The sequence below is a fragment of the Streptomyces venetus genome (assembly GCF_039540295.1).
Taxonomy (GTDB): domain Bacteria; phylum Actinomycetota; class Actinomycetes; order Streptomycetales; family Streptomycetaceae; genus Streptomyces; species Streptomyces venetus.
Map to the genome: position 1 here is coordinate 1 of NZ_BAABET010000001.1, position 19,985 is coordinate 19,985.

General features: G+C 70.1%; 14 protein-coding genes. 7 read left to right on the forward strand and 7 right to left on the reverse strand.

Annotated elements, in window-relative coordinates; all coding sequences use genetic code 11:
- Together ABEA82_RS00005 and ctaC are read right to left on the reverse strand one after the other, a co-directional pair.
- The coding region (locus ABEA82_RS00005) for a cbb3-type cytochrome c oxidase subunit I (protein WP_345659205.1) at positions 1 to 346 on the reverse strand (346 nt) is incomplete at its 3' end.
- Positions 343 to 1,308, reverse strand: coding sequence for an aa3-type cytochrome oxidase subunit II (gene ctaC / locus ABEA82_RS00010; RefSeq protein WP_345659206.1), 966 nt, complete (start codon positions 1,306 to 1,308; stop codon positions 343 to 345). The genes ctaC and ABEA82_RS00005, both read right to left, overlap by 4 nt.
- 263 nt (positions 1,309 to 1,571) lie before the next feature.
- Between ctaC and ABEA82_RS00015 the strand changes: the two genes are divergently transcribed.
- On the forward strand, positions 1,572 to 2,951 hold the full coding sequence (locus ABEA82_RS00015; protein ID WP_345659207.1) for a cysteine desulfurase/sulfurtransferase TusA family protein: 1,380 nt from the start codon (positions 1,572 to 1,574) through the stop codon (positions 2,949 to 2,951).
- Between the two features lie 85 nt (positions 2,952 to 3,036).
- Here the strand turns inward: ABEA82_RS00015 and ABEA82_RS00020 are convergent, their stop codons facing one another.
- The gene (locus ABEA82_RS00020; protein ID WP_345659208.1) at positions 3,037 to 4,011 is read right to left on the reverse strand and encodes a carbohydrate kinase family protein; all 975 of its coding nucleotides are present in this window, start codon (positions 4,009 to 4,011) and stop codon (positions 3,037 to 3,039) included.
- 132 nt (positions 4,012 to 4,143) lie between these two features.
- Here ABEA82_RS00020 and ABEA82_RS00025 point away from each other — a divergent pair, with 132 nt between their 5' ends.
- Together ABEA82_RS00025 and ABEA82_RS00030 are read left to right on the forward strand one after the other, a co-directional pair.
- A complete protein-coding gene (locus ABEA82_RS00025) occupies positions 4,144 to 4,353 on the forward strand; it encodes a hypothetical protein (protein ID WP_345659209.1) in 210 nt (69 codons plus the stop codon).
- Between the two features lie 147 nt (positions 4,354 to 4,500).
- Positions 4,501 to 6,474 carry a hypothetical protein gene (locus tag ABEA82_RS00030; RefSeq protein WP_345659210.1) on the forward strand — a complete coding sequence of 658 codons (1,974 nt, stop codon included), beginning with the start codon at positions 4,501 to 4,503 and terminating at the stop codon, positions 6,472 to 6,474.
- A 108-nt stretch (positions 6,475 to 6,582) separates the two neighbouring features.
- On the opposite strand, the gene ABEA82_RS00035 is transcribed toward ABEA82_RS00030, so the two are convergent.
- Positions 6,583 to 6,939 carry a HesB/IscA family protein gene (locus tag ABEA82_RS00035; protein WP_003989692.1) on the reverse strand — a complete coding sequence of 119 codons (357 nt, stop codon included), beginning with the start codon at positions 6,937 to 6,939 and terminating at the stop codon, positions 6,583 to 6,585.
- A gap of 281 nt (positions 6,940 to 7,220) precedes the next feature.
- Between ABEA82_RS00035 and nadA the strand changes: the two genes are divergently transcribed.
- From nadA to ABEA82_RS00055, 4 genes are all read left to right on the forward strand, one after another.
- Positions 7,221 to 8,405: a quinolinate synthase NadA gene (gene nadA, locus ABEA82_RS00040; protein ID WP_345659211.1), complete on the forward strand. Its 1,185-nt coding sequence runs from the start codon at positions 7,221 to 7,223 to the stop codon at positions 8,403 to 8,405.
- Positions 8,406 to 8,724: 319 nt separating this feature from the next.
- On the forward strand, positions 8,725 to 10,026 hold the full coding sequence (locus tag ABEA82_RS00045) for an esterase/lipase family protein (protein ID WP_345659212.1): 1,302 nt from the start codon (positions 8,725 to 8,727) through the stop codon (positions 10,024 to 10,026).
- The gene (locus ABEA82_RS00050; protein ID WP_345659213.1) at positions 10,019 to 15,088 is read left to right on the forward strand and encodes a tetratricopeptide repeat protein; all 5,070 of its coding nucleotides are present in this window, start codon (positions 10,019 to 10,021) and stop codon (positions 15,086 to 15,088) included. Before ABEA82_RS00045 ends, ABEA82_RS00050 begins: the two co-directional genes overlap by 8 nt.
- Positions 15,085 to 15,789, forward strand: a complete 705-nt coding sequence (locus ABEA82_RS00055) for a CHAT domain-containing protein (protein ID WP_345659214.1) — start codon at positions 15,085 to 15,087, stop codon at positions 15,787 to 15,789. Before ABEA82_RS00050 ends, ABEA82_RS00055 begins: the two co-directional genes overlap by 4 nt.
- A 71-nt stretch (positions 15,790 to 15,860) precedes the next feature.
- Here ABEA82_RS00055 and ABEA82_RS00060 read toward each other — a convergent pair whose 3' ends face one another.
- The 3 genes from ABEA82_RS00060 to ABEA82_RS00070 all read right to left on the reverse strand — a co-directional run bounded on the left by ABEA82_RS00060 (position 15,861) and on the right by ABEA82_RS00070 (position 19,828).
- Complete coding sequence (locus ABEA82_RS00060) at positions 15,861 to 16,214, reverse strand: helix-turn-helix domain-containing protein (RefSeq protein WP_345659215.1); 354 nt, start codon at positions 16,212 to 16,214, stop codon at positions 15,861 to 15,863.
- Positions 16,211 to 16,573, reverse strand: coding sequence for a type II toxin-antitoxin system RelE/ParE family toxin (locus ABEA82_RS00065; protein WP_345659216.1), 363 nt, complete (start codon positions 16,571 to 16,573; stop codon positions 16,211 to 16,213). The genes ABEA82_RS00060 and ABEA82_RS00065 overlap by 4 nt, the downstream gene beginning before the upstream one ends.
- Positions 16,574 to 16,711: 138 nt before the next feature.
- Positions 16,712 to 19,828: an efflux RND transporter permease subunit gene (locus ABEA82_RS00070; protein WP_345659217.1), complete on the reverse strand. Its 3,117-nt coding sequence runs from the start codon at positions 19,826 to 19,828 to the stop codon at positions 16,712 to 16,714.
- Positions 19,829 to 19,985 lie beyond the last annotated feature (157 nt).

A 19,985-nucleotide genomic window follows, 5' to 3' on the forward strand; every position in this document is an offset into this window, starting at 1 on the left:
CGATCTGCAGCGGCATGATCCAGTTCGCGAAACCGGCGAACAGCGGCGTCGCGAACATCAGCAGCATGATCGTGCCGTGCATCGTGAACGCCTGGTTGAACTGCTCGTTCGACATGATCTGCAGACCAGGCCGGGCGAGCTCGGCGCGCATCAGCAGCGCCATCACGCCGCCGATGACGAAGAACGCGAACGACGTGACCAGGTACAGCGTGCCGATCGTCTTGTGGTCAGTGGTGGTGAGCCACTTGACGACCACACTGCCGCGGTTCTGGCGCCTGACCGGCAGCTCGTCCTCGTAATGGGACCCTGCTGCCGCGGCACCCTGGGGTTCGTTGAGGATGCTCACAGGTTGTTCGTCTCCCGGTTCTTCTCGTGGCTCGTCTGCGCGATGCCGGCAGGAACGTAACCGTTCTGCTGCTTCTCCACGAGGTCCTTGAGGTGCTGCTCGTAGCGCTCGGGGGAGACGACCTTCACGTTGAACAGCATCCGAGAGTGGTCGACGCCGCAGAGCTCGGCGCACTTGCCCAGGAAGGTGCCCTCCTTGTTGGGGGTCACCTCGAAGGCGTTGGTGTGGCCCGGGATGACGTCCTGCTTCATCAGGAACGGCACCACCCAGAAGGAGTGGATGACGTCGCGCGAGGTGAGGACGAAGCGGACCGTCTTGCCCTTGGGCAGCCACAGGGTCGGGCCCGGGTTGCCCGTCTGCGGGTTCCGCGTGCCGGGGGTGCCGCAGTCGTAGACGCCGCCGGCGTCGGCCGGGAAGTCGTCCTTGAATCGGTCCGGGATCGCCGCCAGGTCCGGGGACTTCTTGGCGTCACCGGTGGAACCGGCGACCGGCTCGATGTAGTTGAAGCACCAGCTCCACTGGAAGCCGACCACGTTGACCGTGACGTCGGGCTTCTTCTTCAGGCTGAGCAGCTCGGACTCGTCACGGGCGGTGAAGTAGAACAGCACCGAGACGATGATGAGCGGGACCACGGTGTACAGCGCCTCGATGGGCATGTTGTACCGGGTCTGCGGAGGAACTTCGACCTTGGTGCGGCTGCGCCGGTGGAAGAAAGCACTCCACAGGATCAGACCCCACACCAGCACGCCGACGGCGAGCGCAGCCGCCCAGGAACCCTGCCACAGGGAGAGGATCCGCGGAGCCTCTTCCGTGGTCGGGGTGGGCATACCAAGGCGGGGGAAGTCTTCCCAGTTGTACGAGCAACCGGTGGCTGTCGCCAAGACCAGGCCCGCGGTCAGTGCCTGCAGCAGCTTCCGCCGCATCGGGCGCCGCGGCGAGCGGTCGGAGCCGTTGGGACTCACGTAGCGCCTTCCCGAGAGTCTCGCCCGCGCGGTCGGCTGCGGCCTGGCCTTCTCGCTGGTCGGTCGCCGCCCTGCGTCGGGCAGGGGTTTGGATGTTTATGCGGACCAAACCCTAGCCGACGCCCTCCGGGGGTTATCGAGGAGGGGTGCCTACTCACCCGGGCGGTTAGCCGAATTGGCGGCTGCGGGTGGTTTGTGGCTGTTCGCGCCGTTCCCCGCGCCCCTGAGGTTCGCCGCTCCCACGGACGTTCTAGCGTTGCCGTGTGGGTTACTTCGACGCTGCTTCCGGTGCTCCTCTTCATCCCGTCGCCCGCCAGGCTCTGCTGGCCTCGTTCGACGAAGGGTGGGCGGATCCTGCGCGGCTGTACAGGGAGGGGCGCCGGGCCCGGATGCTGCTCGACGCGGCGCGGGAGGCCACCGCAGAGGCGGTGGGGTGCCGTCCGGACGAGCTGATCTTCACCTCGTCGGGAACCCGTGCCGTGCACACCGGGATTGCCGGGGCGCTGGCCGGGCGGAGGCGGATCGGGCGTCACCTGATCGTGTCGGCGGTCGAACACTCCTCTGTACTGCATTCGGCGGAGGCGCACGAGGCCGACGGCGGATCCGTCACCCAGGTGGCCGTCGACCGGGGCGGGGCGGTGGACCCGGCGGCCTACGGCGACGCCCTGCGCGCGGACACGGCGCTGGCGTGTCTGCAGTCGGCCAACCACGAGGTGGGCACGGAGCAGCCGGTCGCCGCGGTGGCGGAGCTGTGCCGGGAGGCCGGGGTGCCGTTGCTGGTGGATGCGGCGCAGTCCCTGGGGTGGGGGCCGGTGGCGGGGAATTGGTCGCTGCTCACGGCCAGTGCGCACAAGTGGGGCGGTCCGTCCGGGGTGGGGCTGCTCGCGGTGCGCAAGGGGGTGCGCTTCGCGGCGCAAGGGCCGGTGGACGAGAGGGAGTCGGGGCGGGCGCCCGGTTTCGAGAACATCCCGGCGATCGTGGCGGCGGCCGCGTCGCTCAGGGCCGTACGGGCCGAGGCGGCCGAGGAGGCGGTGCGCCTGCGCGAGCTGACGGACCGGATCCGGTCGCGGGTGCCACGGCTGGTGACCGACGCGGAGGTCGTCGGTGATCCGGTGCGCCGGCTGCCCGGGGTCGTCACCTTCTCCTGCCTCTACGTCGACGGCGAGGCCCTGCTGCACGAGCTGGACCGCGAGGGTTTCTCGGTCTCGTCCGGATCGTCCTGCACGAGCAGCACGCTGACGCCGAGCCACGTGCTGCGGGCGATGGGTGTGCTGAGCGAGGGAAATGTGCGGGTCTCGCTGCCGCTCGGGGCGGCCGAGGAGGAGGTGGAGAGGTTCCTGGAGGTGCTCCCCCGGGCGGTGACGGCGGTGCGGGAGAAGCTGGGGGCGCCGGTGCCGGAGACGGTGGTGCGGGAGGCCGACGCGCTCGTCGTGGACTCCCTGGGCAAGAGGTGCCCGATCCCGGTCATCGAGCTCGCCAAGGTCATCGGTGACGTGCCCGTGGGCGGCCTGGTCCGGGTCCTGTCGGACGACGAGGCCGCCCGCCTGGACATCCCGGCGTGGTGCGAGATGCGGGGCCAGGAGTACGTCGGTGAGGAGCCGGCGGACCAAGGAACCTCCTACTTGATCCGCCGAGCGAGCTGAGTCACTCAGGGGCGCGGGGCTGTGTCGGCATGCGGCTGCCGCCGCGGGGCGCGACCGGCCCCCACGCACCCGCAGCCGACGACGGTCAGCCCAGATGCCCCCGAACCTCTTGGGCGGCCTCGTCCCCGTAGGCCTTGGTGAACCGCTCCATGAAGTGCCCCCGCCGCAACTGGTACTCCTGCGTCCCCACCGTCTCGATGACGAGGGTCGCCAGCATGCAGCCGATCTGCGCCGCACGCTCCAGGGACACACCCCACGCGAGTCCGGACAGGAACCCCGCCCGGAAGGCGTCGCCGACACCCGTCGGGTCGGCCTTGCGCTCCTCGTCCGGCGTGCCGACCTCGATCGGGTCCTCGCCGGCCCGCTCGATGCGCACGCCCTGCGCGCCGAGCGTGGTGACCCGGTGGCCCACCCGGGACAGGATCTCCGCGTCGGTCCAGCCGGTCTTGGTCTCGATGAGGCCCTTCTCGTACTCGTTGGAGAAGAGGTACGTCGCCCCGTCGAGCAGGATGCGGATCTCCTCGCCGTCCATACGGGCGATCTGCTGGGAGAAGTCGGCGGCGAACGGAATCGACCGGGAGCGGCACTCCTCCGTGTGGCGGAGCATCGCCTCCGGGTCGTCGGCGCCGATGGAGACCAGGTCGAGACCGCCGACGCGGTCGGCGACGGTCTTCAGCTCGATGAGGCGGGCCTCACTCATGGCACCGGTGTAGAAGGAGCCGATCTGGTTGTGGTCGGCGTCGGTCGTGCACACGAAGCGGGCGGTGTGCAGCGTGTCGGAGATGCGGACGGACTCCGTGTCGACGCCGTGCCGGTCGAGCCAGGCCCGGTACTCGTCGAAGTCCGCGCCCGCGGCGCCGACCAGGATCGGGCGGGTGCCGAGCTGACCCATGCCGAACGCGATGTTCGCCGCGACGCCGCCACGGCGGACGTCGAGCTTGTCGACCAGGAACGACAGCGAGACCGTGTGCAGTTGGTCCGCTACGAGCTGGTCGGCGAAGCGTCCGGGGAAGGTCATGAGGTGGTCGGTTGCGATGGAGCCGGTGACTGCGATGCGCACGGCGTGGATTCTCCTGAGGGAGGCGGACCTTGACAGTTCACGCTATCGGGTGGACGGGGCCGCTCTGAAGGCGACGAAACTACCCGATAGTAGATCTTTCTCCGCGAGGTCCGGCGTGCATACGGTTCCGATATGACGAACCTCAAGATCCAGGTGCCCGCTCCGGTCGACCTCGAAGGTGATCTGGCGTCGCTGCCGGGTGACGGTGCCCGGATGGCTCCGCACTGGGCGGCTCCCGACCGGATCGCCTCCCGGCCGGTGTCCCCGGCCCTGATCCACGGTGTGAAGGTACCGCCGGCGTCGGCGCGGCTGCTCGACGCGATGTCGGACTACGGGGACTGAGCGGCGCCCTCAGGGGAACCGCACGCTCCCCCGCTGCGTCCCATCGCCGTCCCCCGTAAAGGGGAGGCGGGATACGACCTACTCAGCGGCCCGATTGCGACCGGGCAGGGTCCCATGGGACAGCTGTGCAGCCGAAGGAGCGATGCGGTGAACACCGAGCGACCCGAGAACGACGACGACGCCAGGGCAGCGGGCGACGCCGGAACCGCCGACGCCCCGGAGGTCGAGGAGCGGGTTTCGGCAGACGCCGCGGCTTCTGCGGAGACCGGGGAGCACGCGGCGGACGCCGAGGCGGCCGAGGCCGGGGAGAGCGACGCGGCAGCCGGAGCGGCGGAGGCGGCCACGGCCGAGGCGGACACGGCCGAGGACGGGCAGCCCCACGGAGAACCGGCTGCCGCGGAGGCCGGGGCGCGGGAGGAAGACGCGAGGGCCGCGGCACGCGAAGAAGCGAAGGTGGAGGCTCCGGACGAAGCGGAGGCAGAGCCTCGGGACGAGGCGGAGGCGGAGGGGACCGAGTCGGCACCGGCACCAGCAGCGGCACCGGCTCGGGAGGCCGCCCCGGAAAACACCGGTGCCGAGGAGGACCCCGCGTCCGAGGCGGCCCCGGAGCCCGGTCCTGGCACCACCTCGGGCGCTCCGGCGCCGCACGGTGACATCCCGCGCGACGAGGAGGACCAGGCCCGGCACGGCGGTGGGCGTCCCCGGACACCCGCGATCATCGCCTCCGTCGCCGCCGCCGTGCTGCTGATCGGCGGTGGTGGGGCCTGGCTCGCCGCCAACGCCTCGGGCGGGTCCGGCGGAGGTGCGACGCCCGGTGCGCCGGGTGGGGACGGCACTCCCCCGCCGCTCGCGCTCGACGGGTACTCGGAGTCGACGCCGGGCGAGGGCAACGGCATCGCGCCCGGGGAGCCCAACCCGTACGGCGCCACCTACAAGGTCGCGGGCACGCTCCCGGACGGCCCCGGCGAAGCCCCGGTGTACCGGGCGCAGGGCCAGGTCACCAAGGCGGACGTGGCCCGGCTGGCGAAGGCCCTCGGCGTCGACGGGGCGCCGGTCGCGCAGGGTGAGGTCTGGAAGGTCGGTGCCGGTCAGGACGGCACCGGGCCGAACCTCCAGGTGAACAAGGAGGCCCCGGGGACCTGGACGTTCAGCCGGTACACCCCGGGCACCGACGACTGCAAGGGCACCGACCGCTGCGACGCTCCGCGGGGCGACGGCACGCCCGTGAGTGAGGCGGAGGCCGAGAAGGCCGCGGCGCCCGTGCTGAAGGCATTGGGTCAGGACGACGCGAAGCGCGACGCGAGCCAGGTCATGGGCGCCCAGCGGGTGGTGAACGCCGCTCCCGAGGTCGGCGGACTGCCGACGCACGGCTGGACCACCGGGGTGACGGTCGGCTCCGGCGGCGAGGTCGTCGGCGGCAGCGGACAGCTGAGCACGCCGGTGAAGGGCGACACGTACCCCGTGGTCAGCGCCGAGAAGGCGCTGGAGCTGATGGAGGAGCGGCCGCAGAGCGACCACCGCATGGGCATCGGTGGCTGCGCCAGCCCCGTGCCGCAGAAGGACCGGCTGGAGCAGCCCTGCGGGTCGTCGGCGAGCGGCGCTCCCGAGCAGGACGCGGTGACGGTCGAGAAGGCCGTGTTCGGGCTGGCCTCGCACTTCGTGGACGGGCGGCAGGCGCTGGTGCCGTCCTGGCTGTTCGAGGTGACGGCGCCGGGTGCGAAGGACCCGTTCACGGTGACGTATCCGGCGGTCGACCCGAAGTTCCTGGCCACGCCCGAGTCCAGCCGGCCGAGTGACAAGCCGACGTCGGCGCCCGGGCCGCGGAACGTCGAGGTGGACGGCTACCGGGCCGAGGGCTCGGAGCTGACGGTGACCTTCACGGGCGGGGTGTGCGCCGACTACGACGTGAAGGCGACCGGGACGGCGGACGAGGTGACGGTCACAGTGACCTCGAAGGCCTGGCCGGACAAGGTCTGCATCATGATCGCGAAGAAGTTCCAGCAGACGGTGCGGCTGGACGAGCCGCTGGGCGACCGCGCGGTCGTGGGCTCGGACGGCAAGGCGATCCCGCTGGCCAAGGAGGGCGCGCGGCTGCCGGCTCCCCCGACGCGGGCGCGGTAGTACGCACAGCGCGAAGGTAGGTAGTACGCACAGCGCGAAGGCGGCGGCCCCGTCGGAGGGGGCCGCCGCCTTCGTCGTGTCCGATGCCGCCGTGGCGGCGCGGCGGGCTCAGCTGAAGGAGTCGCCGCAGGCGCAGGAGCCGGTCGCGTTCGGGTTGTCGATCGTGAAGCCCTGCTTCTCGATGGTGTCCACGAAGTCGATCGTGGCACCGCCCAGGTACGGGGCACTCATGCGGTCGGTGACGACCTTCACGCCGCCGAAGTCCTTCTCCACGTCCCCGTCGAGGGAACGCTCGTCGAAGAAGAGCTGGTAGCGCAGGCCGGAGCAGCCGCCGGGCTGGACGGCGACGCGCAGCGCGAGGTCGTCGCGGCCTTCCTGGTCGAGCAGGGTCTTGACCTTGTCCGCGGCGGCGTCGGTCAGGATGATGCCGTCGCTGACGGTGGTGGTCTCGTCCGATACGGACATCTACATCTCTCCCGGGTTGTACGGAGACTGCTTGCCGACGGGTCCAACCGGCGGGGCCGCGGATTCATTCCGGGCCGGGCGCTCGATCTCGGCTCCTTTTCATGCTCGCACACGCGCCGGGAACCGGAAAACGGCTCTTTCCGGGTCTTCCCGGGAATGAACGGCCACTCATCGGGATTCACGTCACACAGACGCTATGGCCATCGTCAAAGTGACGTGAAGCGGTTATGATAGATAGCGTCAAATCGACGAAAAGTCGCGGAACAGAAAGGGTGCGTGTAGTGACCACCGCCCAGCCCCAGGAGCTCGACGTACAGCCGACGCCCCTCGCCCTGCTGCTCCTCGGCCGTGAGGCCGACCCGAAGAGTGAGCGCGGCGTGGACTGCCCCGGCGACCTGCCCTCGCCGTCCGACCCGGACCTGGTGGAGCGCGCCCGCAAGGCGAAGGAGAAGCTCGGGGACAAGGTCTTCGTCCTGGGGCACCACTACCAGCGCGACGAGGTCATCCAGTTCGCCGACGTGACCGGTGACTCGTTCAAGCTGGCCCGCGACGCGGCGGCGCGTCCGGAGGCCGAGTACATCGTGTTCTGCGGTGTGCACTTCATGGCGGAGTCGGCGGACATCCTGACGTCCGACGACCAGAAGGTCGTCCTGCCCGACCTCGCCGCCGGCTGCTCGATGGCCGACATGGCGACGGCCGAACAGGTCGCCGAGTGCTGGGACGTGCTGACCGAGGCCGGCATAGCCGAGCAGGTCGTGCCCGTCTCGTACATGAACTCGTCCGCCGACATCAAGGCCTTCACGGGCAAGCAGGGCGGCACGATCTGCACCTCCTCCAACGCCAAGCGGGCCCTGGACTGGGCCTTCGAGCAGGGCGAGAAGGTCCTCTTCCTCCCTGACCAGCACCTCGGCCGCAACACCGCGGTCCGCGACATGGGCATGTCCCTCGACGACTGCGTCGTCTACAACCCGCACAAGCCGAACGGCGGGCTGACGGCCGAGGAGCTGCGCGCCGCGAAGATGATCCTTTGGCGCGGCCACTGCTCGGTGCACGGCCGCTTCAGCCTGGACTCGGTGAACGACGTGCGCGCGCGCATCCCGGGCGTGAACGTCCTGGTGCACCCGGAGTGCAAGCACGAGGTCGTGGCCGCGGCGGACTACGTCGGCTCGACGGAGTACATCATCAAGGCCCTGGAGGCCGCGCCGGCCGGTTCCAAGTGGGCCATCGGCACGGAGCTGAACCTGGTCCGCCGCCTGGCGAACCGTTTCGCGCCCGAGGGCAAGGAGATCGTCTTCCTCGACAAGACGGTCTGTTTCTGCTCGACCATGAACCGCATCGACCTGCCCCACCTGGTCTGGGCCCTGGAGTCGCTGGCCGAGGGCAACCTGGTCAACCGCATCGAGGTGGACAGGGAGACCGAGGCGTTCGCGAAGCTGGCCCTGGAGCGGATGCTGGCGCTGCCGTAACCCGTAGCGGGGCACGAAGGGGTGACATCGACTGTGGGTCGGCGTCGCCCCTTCTCCACGCAGGCCAGAGCGCATTTCGCGTTTCGTGCGGACAAGTTCCGCATTCATCGTGTCCGGCCCACTCCGCCATCATTACGCTGACCCCTCACAGCACGACGCGCACATACAGGGGCGGCATGGCGACACAGCGCGGCCGGGTCGACGATCTCGTGGTCGTGGTTCCGGGGATCATGGGCAGCCGGCTGACGGATGCGGCAACGAGTTATGGGGGCTCTCGGGTAGGGCCCTGTTACGAGGGATCAGGACCTTCGGAAGGTCCGTGACCCGGCTGGTCCTCCCGTCCGACCTGGGAGACGGCCACCCCGGTGACGGCGTGCGGCCCGCCGGACCGATGCCCGATCTCCACGCTCTTCCCGGCGTCGGGCCACTCGTCGACGGCTACAACGGACTGCTGGACTGGCTGGAACGGCACTTCACCCTGCGACGGCGGCTGCCGGGCGACGCCCCTCGCACACCGGTGAACCTGGTGGACTTCTCGTACGACTGGCGGCTCTCCTGCCGGTACAACGCCGAACGACTCGGCGAGCGGGTGGAGGAGGAACTCGGCCGCTGGCGGGCCTCAGCCTCCGCGCGGGCGGAGGCCAGGGTCGTGTTCGTGTGCCACTCGATGGGCGGGCTGGTGACTCGGCAGTACGTCGAGCTGGGCGGCGGCGCGGAGGTCACCCGTCGGGTGATCACGCTCGGGACGCCGTACCGGGGCTCGCTGGACGCCCTGCTGTACCTGGTGAACGGGCTGCGGCCGGGCATCGGCCCGCTTCGGCTGGATCTGGCGCGGTTCGCACGCAGCCTGCCGTCCCTGCATCAGCTCACCCCGGACTACGCGTGTCTGGAGGGTGGCGGCAGGAGTGTGGAAAGCCTGCGGTACGCGCGCGAGGTCACCGGGCTGCCGGGGGTCGACGAAGCCCTGCTCAAGGACGCGGCGCAGTTCCATTCGGCGTTGCGCGAGTCCCGGACGGCAGCCGCGTACGGGGTGGAGTACCTGCCGGTGAGCGGGGTTCTGCAGCCCACTCCGACCACGGCCCGGACGGGGGGCGACGGCCGGCTCTCGCCGCTGCTCACCATCGGTGACGCGGACGAGGGCGGCGACGGGCGCGTACCCCGTCTGTCCAGCGCCCACCTCACGGGCGTACGGCGCCCCGCGTACACCCCGTGGGAACAGCACGGTTCGCTGCAGAACAACCCCGCCGTCCGCTGGGCGCTGTGGGGGTGGCTCACGCCTGAGCTGCCGGTGCACCGGGGTCCGGAGGACTACGCGGCGGCAAGGCCGCTCGGGGTGCGCGCGCCGGAAGTCCTGGCAGTAGGCGAGGCGGCGGAGGTCGAGGTGTCGGTCCCCAGGGACGTCCCGGGTCACGACGAGCTGGCGCTCGCCCTGAGCGTGGACGACGGCCCGGAACGCTCGCTGTGGAACCGGGGCGACGGGCGTTACACCGCTCCGCTCACCGGTCTCGCCCCCGGAGCGCACCGGCTGAGGGTCGGCGCACGGCACGCTCCGGAGGCCTCGGTGACGGCGTTGACGCTGGTGATGGAGCACGCGGGGGAAGAAGGCACCGAGGATGAGTGAGGCTCCGGAGTTCAGGGCCACCGCGCTGTGCGTCGTGTGCGAGTCGTACGACGACTCTCGGACCTTCCCCCAACTGGTGGGCGCCAAGGCCCAGATGGAGGAGATCGCCGGCCTCCTCGAAGGACTGGGCTTCGACGTGCGGCTGGTGGGCGGGGGCAACCCGGACCGGGCTGCCTTCGACCGGGAGGTCGAGGAGTGGAGCGAGGGCTGGCGGCGCTCGGGGGGCCGTAAACCCGCGTTGATCCTCTGGTCGGGGCACGGTGTCCTCGCCGACGACGAACTGCGGCTCGTCCTCAGCGATCTGAATCCCGGCGACCATGTGGGGACGCGGAAGGTCCGGATACGCAGGCAGGGCGTGTCCACCGAAGAGCTGATCGGATACGCGGTCTCCTCGGAAGCCGATCAGATTCTGGTGGTCGTCGACACCTGCTATGCGGGAGACGGTGTCGGGGACGGCGTCCGAACCGCCCTGAAGCACTGGTCCGAGATCTCCCTCCCGCCCGGCCGGACCAAGTGGCTCGGCAGCATGGCGAGCTGCCAGCGAAACGAGACCTCGGACGGCGACGGACCGCTGCTGCGGGCACTGGCGGCGGTGCTGCGGGAGGGGCCACGGACGGACGAGTACCTGAGTGCGTGGAGCGCGCACAACGAGCTGGTCAGTGGGGTCGAGCTGCTGGCGGCACTGCCGACCAGATGGGACGCGGAGGGCGGCCAGCGGCCCGCGCGCGCCGCCGTGGGCGACGAACGTCCGGCGTTTCCCAATCCCCTCGCCCGGCCGGGGACGGCGCCGACCCTCGTGGAGCACCTGGTGCTCGCCGCTCGCGGCGTGGGGCACCGGGAGGAGGGCTGGTTCTTCAGCGGACGGCAGCGGGTGCTCGGGGAGATCATCACGTGGATGGAGGCGGCGGCTCCCGGTCTCTTCCTGGTCACCGGACCAGCCGGGTGCGGCAAGTCGGCGGTGCTCGGGCGCGTCGCGACGCTTGCGGACCCCGAGCAGCGCCAGGAGGCCGTCCGGCAGGGAGCCCTCCGGGAGGGTGACCCGGACCCGGGTGTACGGGACGCCCGGGCCTTCGCGGCCGTGCATCTGCGGGGCCTGGACGCGACACAGGCCGCCGCCGAACTCGCCGCCCGGCTGGGGTTGCGCGAGCCGAGGAACGCGGACGCCCTGAGAGCCGAGCTGCGCGATCTCCCGACGCTTCCCGTCCTGGTCCTCGACGGTCTCGACGAGGTGCCGGCCGAGCACACCCAGGGCGTGATCGAGGAGTTGGTCTTTCCGCTGAGCCGGATGCTCCCGGTGCTGGTCGGCTCCCGCGAACGGCCCTTCCGGGGCAGGCTCAAGGAGGGCGAGACGCTTCCGGACGCCCTGGTCCGCCACATCGGCGACAGCGTCACGACCGTGAACCTGGAGGCCGAGCCGGACACCCGGCAGGACATCGCCGAGTACGTACGGCGGCGTTGCGAGGCCGCCGAGGTCGACGGGTCCGGGGTCGCCGAGGCCCTGGCGGACCGCGCGACGGCACAGGACGGGGGGTTCCTCTTCGCCCGGCTGGTCACGGGCTTCCTCGTGGCACGGCTCCGAGAGCCCGGGGGCGTCCGGGACACCGAGGACCTGCTCGCCGGGCTGCCCGACTCCGTGAAGGCCGCGTTCGAGGAGGACCTGCGTTCCGGCCCACGGCTGAAGCGCGACGACGGCACCGAACTCCCCTCGGCGGCGCGGGACCTCCTCACGGCGCTCGCGTGGGCCGCCGGCCGGGGCATGCCCGCCGGCGGAGTCTGGGAGGCGGTGGCCTCGGCGCTCGGTGGGCAGGGTGTCGTCTACGACGAGGGCGACGTGGACTGGGTCCTGTCCGCCTACGGCCGCTACATCGTCGAGGACGGTGCGGGCGCTCAGGCCGTGTACCGGCTGTATCACCGGGAGTTCGTGTCACATCTGAGGAGGCGCGAGGGGCCCGAGGGGGTGGCCGCCGAGGTGGTCGTGCTGGGGGCGGTGGTGGATGTCCTCAAGCGGCAGGCCGAGGTGGGTGACTGGGAGGGGGTCGATCCGTACGTACGGACCTGGCTGGCCCGCCACGCGGCGCTGGCCAGCGTCCCGGGGCCGGGCATCGACATGCTGCGTGACCTTGTGGTGTGGGACCGGGAGAACGCCCTGCCGCATCTGGCGAAGGCACTGGTCGAGGCCTCCGTCACCTTGTCGGGGAACGCGCATCACACGGCTGCCGTGGAACTCGCTCGCGAGGCGAGCGACATTTACAGGGACCTGGCTCATCTAGACACGGTCTATCTCCCCGAGCTCGCCGGATCACTCAACAACCTCGCCAACCGCCTGGCCGGGACCGGAGACCGACAAGGCGCCCTCGAACCCGCCCACGAAGCCGTACGCCACTACACCCAACTCGCCCGCACCAACCCCGCCGCCTACCTCCCCGACCTCGCCATGGCACTCAACAACCTCGCCAACCGCCTCTCCGAGACCGGAGACCGACAAGGCGCCCTGGAACCCGCCCACGAAGCCGTACGCATCCGACGCGAGCTCGCCCGCACCAACCCCGCCGCCTACCTCCCCAACCTCGCCGGATCACTCAACAACCTCGCCAACCACCTGGCCGACACCGGAGACCGACAAAGCGCCCTCGAACCCGCCCACCAAGCCGTACGCCACTACACCCAACTCGCCCACACCAACCCCGCCGCCTACCTCCCCAACCTCGCCATGGCACTCAACAACCTCGCCAACCGCCTCTCCGAGACCGGAGACCGACAAGGCGCCCTCGAACCCGCCCACCAAGCCGTACGCATCCGACGCGAGCTCGCCCGCACCAACCCCGCCGCCTACCTCCCCAACCTCGCCACATCACTCAACAACCTCGCCAACCACCTGGCCGACACCGGAGACCGACAAAGCGCCCTGGAACCCGCCCACGAAGCCGTACGCATCCGACGCGAGCTCGCCCGCACCAACCCCGCCGCCTACCTCCCCAACCTCGCCATGGCACTCAACAACCTCGCCAACCACCTGGCCGGGACCGGAGACCGACAAGGCGCCCTCGAACCCGCCCACGAAGCCGTACGCCACTACACCCAACTCGCCCGCACCAACCCCGCCGCCTACCTCCCCAACCTCGCCATGGCACTCAACAACCTCGCCAACCACCTGTCCGAGACCGGAGACCGACAAGGCGCCCTCGAACCCGCCCACCAAGCCGTACGCCACTACACCCAACTCGCCCGCACCAACCCCGCCGCCTACCTCCCCGACCTCGCCATGGCACTCAACAACCTCGCCGCCCACCTGGCCGGGACCGGAGACCGACAAGGCGCCCTCGAACCCGCCCACCAAGCCGTACGCATCCGACGCGAGCTCGCCCGCACCAACCCCGCCGCCTACCTCCCCGACCTCGCCGGATCACTCAACAACCTCGCCGCTCACCTGGCCGACACGGGAGACCGACAAGGCGCCCTGGAACCCGCCCACGAAGCCGTACGCATCCGACGCGAGCTCGCCCGCACCAACCCCGCCGCCTACCTCCCCGACCTCGCCATGGCACTCAACAACCTCGCCAACCGCCTAGCCGGAACCGGAGACCGACAAGGCGCCCTCGAACCCGCCCACCAAGCCGTACGCCACTACACCCAACTCGCCCGCACCAACCCCGCCGCCTACCTCCCCGACCTCGCCATGGCACTCAACAACCTCGCCAACCACCTGGCCGGAACCGGGGACCCACAAGGCGCCCTCGAACCCGCCCACCAAGCCGTACGCCACTACACCCAACTCGCCCGCACCAACCCCGCCGCCTACCTCCCCGAGCTCGCCGGATCACTCAACAACCTCGCCAACCGCCTGGCCGACACCGGAGACCCACAAGGCGCCCTCGAACCCGCCCACCAAGCCGTACGCATCCAACGCGAGCTCGCCCGCACCAACCCCGCCGCCTACCTCCCCGACCTCGCCGGATCACTCAACAACCTCGCCGCTCACCTGGCCGACACCGGAGACGAACCAGCCGCCATCCAGGCCTATACGGACACGGCCGCCGGGCTCACTCACAGCCATCCGGCCGCTTCACGCGCGATCGAGTACGAGCGTGCGGCCTTCCAGCTCGGACGTCCCGAGCCCACGCGCACATCCGGTCTGCAGGGTCTCCTCCGCCTTGCCAACGACGAGTCGGTCGACCAATCCGGCGAGATCGTCCTGCGCGCCCGGCGAATGCTCCGGGCCCACGCCCATGGTTCCTGTGACAATCGCGAGTCTCTGGAGCAGCTCTGGCAGCAGGAGACAGACACTCCGACCCCTGACTGGCTGTCACTCTCGGAGGACACTCTGAACCTGGTCGTCGAGTGGGTGAACACGCCCACCTGGACGGACAGCCGTACCTTCTGGTCACGCCACGCCGACGCCCTCGGCGCCGACGAAGCCGCGACAGCACTGGCGGAGTTGGCGCTGGTCTGGCCGGTCGCCGAGCAGCACCAGCACATCAGGGAACTGGTCCTCTCCGAAGGCATGGACGCCGTCTTTGCGGCTCTGATCCTCCGTGACACGCTCTACGGCTGGCTGGCGTGCGAGAGCTGGGACGACTCGAAGCGCTTCTTCCAGGAGCACAGCGAACTCCTCCTCGACGAGTCCGCCGAGAACACCCTCACCGGAACCGACGATGTCACCCCCGGCATCGCGGTTCACGCGGCCCTCCTGCGCATCGCCCGCACCGAGGACATCGACACCGCGTTCCAGTGCGTCCAGCAACGAGACGTTCTCCAGCGGCATGTTCTCCGCGCTCTGAACGACAGTGACGCCCAGGCACTCGCGTATGCCGCCGCCGTCGAAGGCTTGGTCTTCGACGACGAGCTCTCCTCCGCCACACACCACCAGGCCGCCCTCCTCCTCGCCGGCGAAGCCGAGTCACTGGACCTGGACGCCCTCAGCCAAGCGGCATCCGAAGCCGACCCGGAGACCCGCAACCGGCTCACCTCCGAGCTGGCGACCCTGGCCACCCGCTCCCCCGACCCGCAGCACACCGCCCACTGGTTCCGCCTGGTCCAAGCCCTCACCCAGACCCGCCCATGACACCGGCGTACGTGGTCTGCCTGGTCCTGGCCGCCGCCCCCGCCCTCCCGAACGTGCCCAACGTGCTGGAGGAGCACCGCGACGTCCAGCAGAGCATCACGTACTCCCGCTACGGCCACACCGTCCGGCTGGACACCCTCCCAGCCGCCCGCTGGGACGACCTGGCCCAGTACCTGGCCGACACCACACCCGAGGTACTCCACTTCGCAGGGCGCGGCACACGGGACGGCGGCCCGCGATTCGTCACCGACGACGGCGGCGAGGCACCGGTCGCCCTCGACGGCCTGCGCCGCTGTGTCACCGCTGCCACCGCCAACGGCCTCCACCTGCTCGTCCTGAACGCCTGCTGGACCGCCCACCTGGCCAAGGAGTTCAGCGACGCGGTTCCCGCCGTCATCGGCTGGCAGGCCGAGGTCGCCGACGTTCACGCACGCGGATATGCGCGGGTCTTCCACCGCAATCTCGCCGCAGGCGAGTCCGTCGCCAAGGCCCATGCGACCGCTCGCATGATGCTGGACCTCGCCGGTTGCCCGAGCTCGCCGACGCTGCACACCGGCGCTGGGCGCATCCCCGAGGCCCACTTCCTCATCGGTCCGGAGGCACGCTCCGTACCCCTTCGGGCACCGCTCAACCTCCGCTTGCGGCAGTCGGGCCTTCACCTGCGCAAACCCCGCTTCCGCCCGCCACCCCCGCAGTTCTGACTACCCGCCCGGCTCATTCGTCCGACAGCCGGGCCCCCGGGCTCGCCACGATCCGCAGCGCGCCTCGCCGATCAGGCGGTGAGGAGGTCCGTATAGTCGACAAACGTCGTGCTGACCTCGCCGATGTCGGCTACCAGGCGCAGGTGCCCGCCCAGGGCCGCGATGTAGGCGGCAATGGATTCGACCTGCATGCGGTCGATGTCACCGTTCTCCATGTGCGACACGCGAACCTGTGAGACGCCCATCTTCTCCGCCACCTCGGCCTGGGTGAGACCGCGCTGTCGACGGAGTTCGGCCAGATGGTGTCCCAGGGTGGCCGCTTCCCTCGCTGTGCGTGCCGCAGCGATGCGTTCAGCGGCGTCGATCCCCGGATCTGCGGAGCGCCTGGCGTCCAGTGAGGTCTCCCACCGGTAGTGCTTGCTCATTCGATCTCCTCACTCGGGGTCTCGAGATATCGGTTGTACCGTTCCTCGGCAAGCTTGATCGCGTCGCGATACCAGCCGTCCCAGTTTCCCGCCTTGTCCCCGGCCACGAGCAGTACGGCCCGTCGTGCAGCGTCAAACAAGAAGAGGATGCGGATCTCGCTTCTGCCGGATGATCCCGGTCTCAGCTCCTTCAGATTGTGAAGTTGTGACCCATGGATGCGGTCCACGGCAGGCCTGCCCAGCGTCGGTCCATGATCCGCCAGCAACTCGACGGCGTCACGGACCAAGGACGCGCTGGTGTCGTCGAGCCCGAGGAACCAATCGTGGACCTCGGGAGTAAGGATGATCTCCCAGCTCATAGCTCGGAACGTATAACGCACAGGTTATCAACAGGCCCGGGTCACCGCCTCATCACACGAACGGATGGTCCCCGACGCACGACGAGGGGCACCCCGTGAGCATGAGTCACAGGGCGCCCCTCGCCGTGCGTACGGCTGTCAGACCTGAGCCGGTTCCGACACCTGCTCGGCGTCCCGCTGGGCCGGGAGGCCCTTCTTCGCCGCGCGCTTCTTCGCCCGGCGTTCCTTGCGGAGTTCGACCATCGCGTACAGCGTCGGGACCAGAAGGAGGGTGAGCAGCGTCGACGTGACCAGACCGCCGATCACGACCACGGCCAGCGGCTGGGCGATGAAGCCGCCCTCGCCAGTGATGCCGAGGGCCATCGGCAGCAGGGCGAAGATCGTCGCCAGGGCCGTCATGAGGATCGGGCGCAGCCGGTGCCGGCCGCCCTCGATCACGGCCTCGACGACTCCGTGGCCCTGCTTGCGGTACTGGTTGATCAGGTCGATCAGCACGATCGCGTTCGTCACCACGATGCCGATGAGCATCAGCATGCCGATCATCGCGGGGACGCCCATCGGTGTGCCGGTGGCGATCAGCAGGCCGATCGCGCCGGTGGCCGCGAACGGGATGGAGACGAGCAGGATCAGCGGCTGGACCAGCGACCGGAAGGTGCTGACCAGCAGCATGAAGACGATCGCGATGGCCGCCAGCATCGCCAGGCCCAGGTTGGCGAACGCCTCGTCCTGGTCCTCGGAGACGCCGCCGATCGACGCCGTGGCGCCCTCCGGGAGCTTCAGCGCGTTGATCTCGGACTGGAGCTTCGTGCTCACCGCGCCCGTGTTGTCGCCGGTCGGCTTCGCGGTGATGGTGGCCGCGCGCTGGCCGTCGATACGGGTCATGGACACCGGTCCGTCGACCATCCGCACGGTGGCGATGTCGCCGAGCTTGGCCGTGCCGAGGCGCAGGTCCTTCAGCTGCTGGAGCGTCCGCGCGGGCTTGGCGGAGCGGATGACGACGTCGCGCTCGGTGTCGTCCAGGATCGCCTTGGCGGCGTTGGTGCCGCGGACGGCCTGGGCGACGGCGGCGCCGAGGGTCTGATCGTTGAAGCCGGCGGCGGCCGCCTTGTCGTTGGCCTTCACCGAGATGCGCGGCACGCTCTGCGAGAGGTCGCTGGTGACGTCCTTGACGTCGTCGAGCGAGGCGACCGTCTTGCGGACCTCCTCGGACGCCGTACGCAGAACGTCGGAGTCGGCGGCCTTGACCACGACGCTGAGGTCCTGGCTGCCGAAGCCGTCACCGGCGGCGACGGTGGTCGTGCCGATGCCCTTCAGCCCGGCCAGGCCCTTGTCGATGCTGTTCTGGACGTCCTCGGCCGACGCCGAGTCGTCCAGCATCACCTGGTACGACGCCTGGTTGGTGTCCGTGCCGCCGCCGAAGGCCGCCATGAAGCCGGACGAGCCGATCGTGACCTGGTAGTCCTTCACGCCCTCGGTGCGAGCGAGCAGTTGCTCGACCTTCTTCGCCTGGGCGTCGGTCGCCTCCAGGCTGGTGCCGGGCTTCAGCTCCTGCTTGACGGTGAGGACCTCGACCTCCCCCTGGTCGAAGAAGTTCGTCTTCAGCAGCGGCGCCATGCCGAACGTGCCGACGAGGACGACGATCGCGAGGGCCACGCTGGTGAGGCGGCGGCGGGTGGCGAACCGCAGGACCGGGACGTAGACGCGCTGGAGGCGGCTCTTGGCCTCCTTCTCCTCCGCGATCCGGCGGGCCTCGGCCGCGTCCTCCGGGGTGCCCTTCGGCGGACGCAGGAACCAGTACGACAGGACCGGCACGACCGTCAGGGAGACGAGCAGGGACGCCAACAGCGCGGCCGTGACCGTCAGGCTGAACGAGCCGAACAGCTCGCCCACCATGCCGCCGACCAGGCCGATCGGCAGGAACACCGCGACCGTGGTGAGCGTCGAGGAGGTCACCGCCCCGGCGACCTCACGCACCGCGTTGAGGATGGCCGAGTTGCGCTCCTCGCCGTAGCCGAGGTGCCGCTTGATGTTCTCCAGGACCACGATCGAGTCGTCGACGACCCGGCCGATGGCGATGGTCAGGGCGCCGAGCGTCAGGACGTTCAGCGACAGGTCGCGGGTCCACAGCACGATCAGGGCGAGGACCACGGAGAGCGGGATCGACACCGCGGTCACGAGGGTGGAGCGGATCGAGGCCAGGAAGACCAGGATCACCAGGACCGCGAAGAGCAGACCGAGCGCGCCCTCGGTGGTCAGGCCCTTGATGGACTTCGACACGGCCGGGCCCTGGTCGCTGACGACCGTGAGGGTGGCGCCGGAGCCGAGGTCCTTGCGCAGGTCCGGGAGCTTGTCCTGGACGGCGTCGGAGATCGCGACCGCGCTGCCGTCGCGGTCCATGGTGACGGCGACGGCGAGGCTGGGCTTGCCGTCCGTGCGGGTGATGGAGTCGGCCGCGGCCTCCTGCTGCTTCACCTCGGCGACGCTGCCGAGACGCACCGGTTCGCCCTTGCCGGGCTCGCCCGTGACCATCAGGTCCTGGATCTGCTTCAGCGAGGAGAAGCCGCCGCCGACCTGGACCGTGCGGTTGGCGCCGTCCTCGTCGAAGGAACCGGCCGGGACGGTCGCGCCGCCCGCCTGGAGGGCCTGGACGAGGGACTGCGAGGTGAGGCCGGCCTTGGCCAGCTTCGCGTCGTCGGGCGTGACGGCGACCTGGAGGTCCCGCACACCGTCGACCGTCACCTGGCCGACGCCGTCGATGCTCTTCAGGTCCGGCACGACGGTCTTGTCGAGCTGATCGGCCAGGGCCTGCTGGTCCCGGCCGGAGGTCACGGCGAGGACGACGGTGGGGATGTCGTCCGTGGAACCGGCGACGACCTGCGGGTCCACGTCGTCCGGGAGCTGGACACGGGCCCGGTTGACGGCCTGCTGGACGTCGGCGACCAGCTGCTTCGTGTCGTTGCCGTAGTCGAAGGACGCCATGATCACGGCGTTGCCCTCGCTGGCGGTGGAGGTGACGCCGCTGATGCCGTCGACGGCTTCGAGGTTGTCCTCGATGGGCTCGACGACCTGCTTCTCGACCACGTCCGGGGACGCGCCCTGGTACGGCGCCAGCACGGACACCATGGGCAGTTCGATGGTGGGCAGCAGCTGCTGCTTGAGCTGGGGTATCGCGATCGCCCCGAAGACGAGCGCGATGATCGACATCAGCCCGATGAGGGCCCGTTGCGCGAGGCTGAATTTTGACAGCCAGGACATGGGTGAGGGTCTCTCTTCTGTTTAACGGCAGAAGCGGCAGCGAGCGCGCAGATGAGCACCCGCCCTTACACCCTGAGCCATGGTGGAGGGCCGATCCGTAGGCCCCAGGTCCCGTTCCTTATGCGGCGCATACTCCGGCCGCAGTACACCCGGGTCG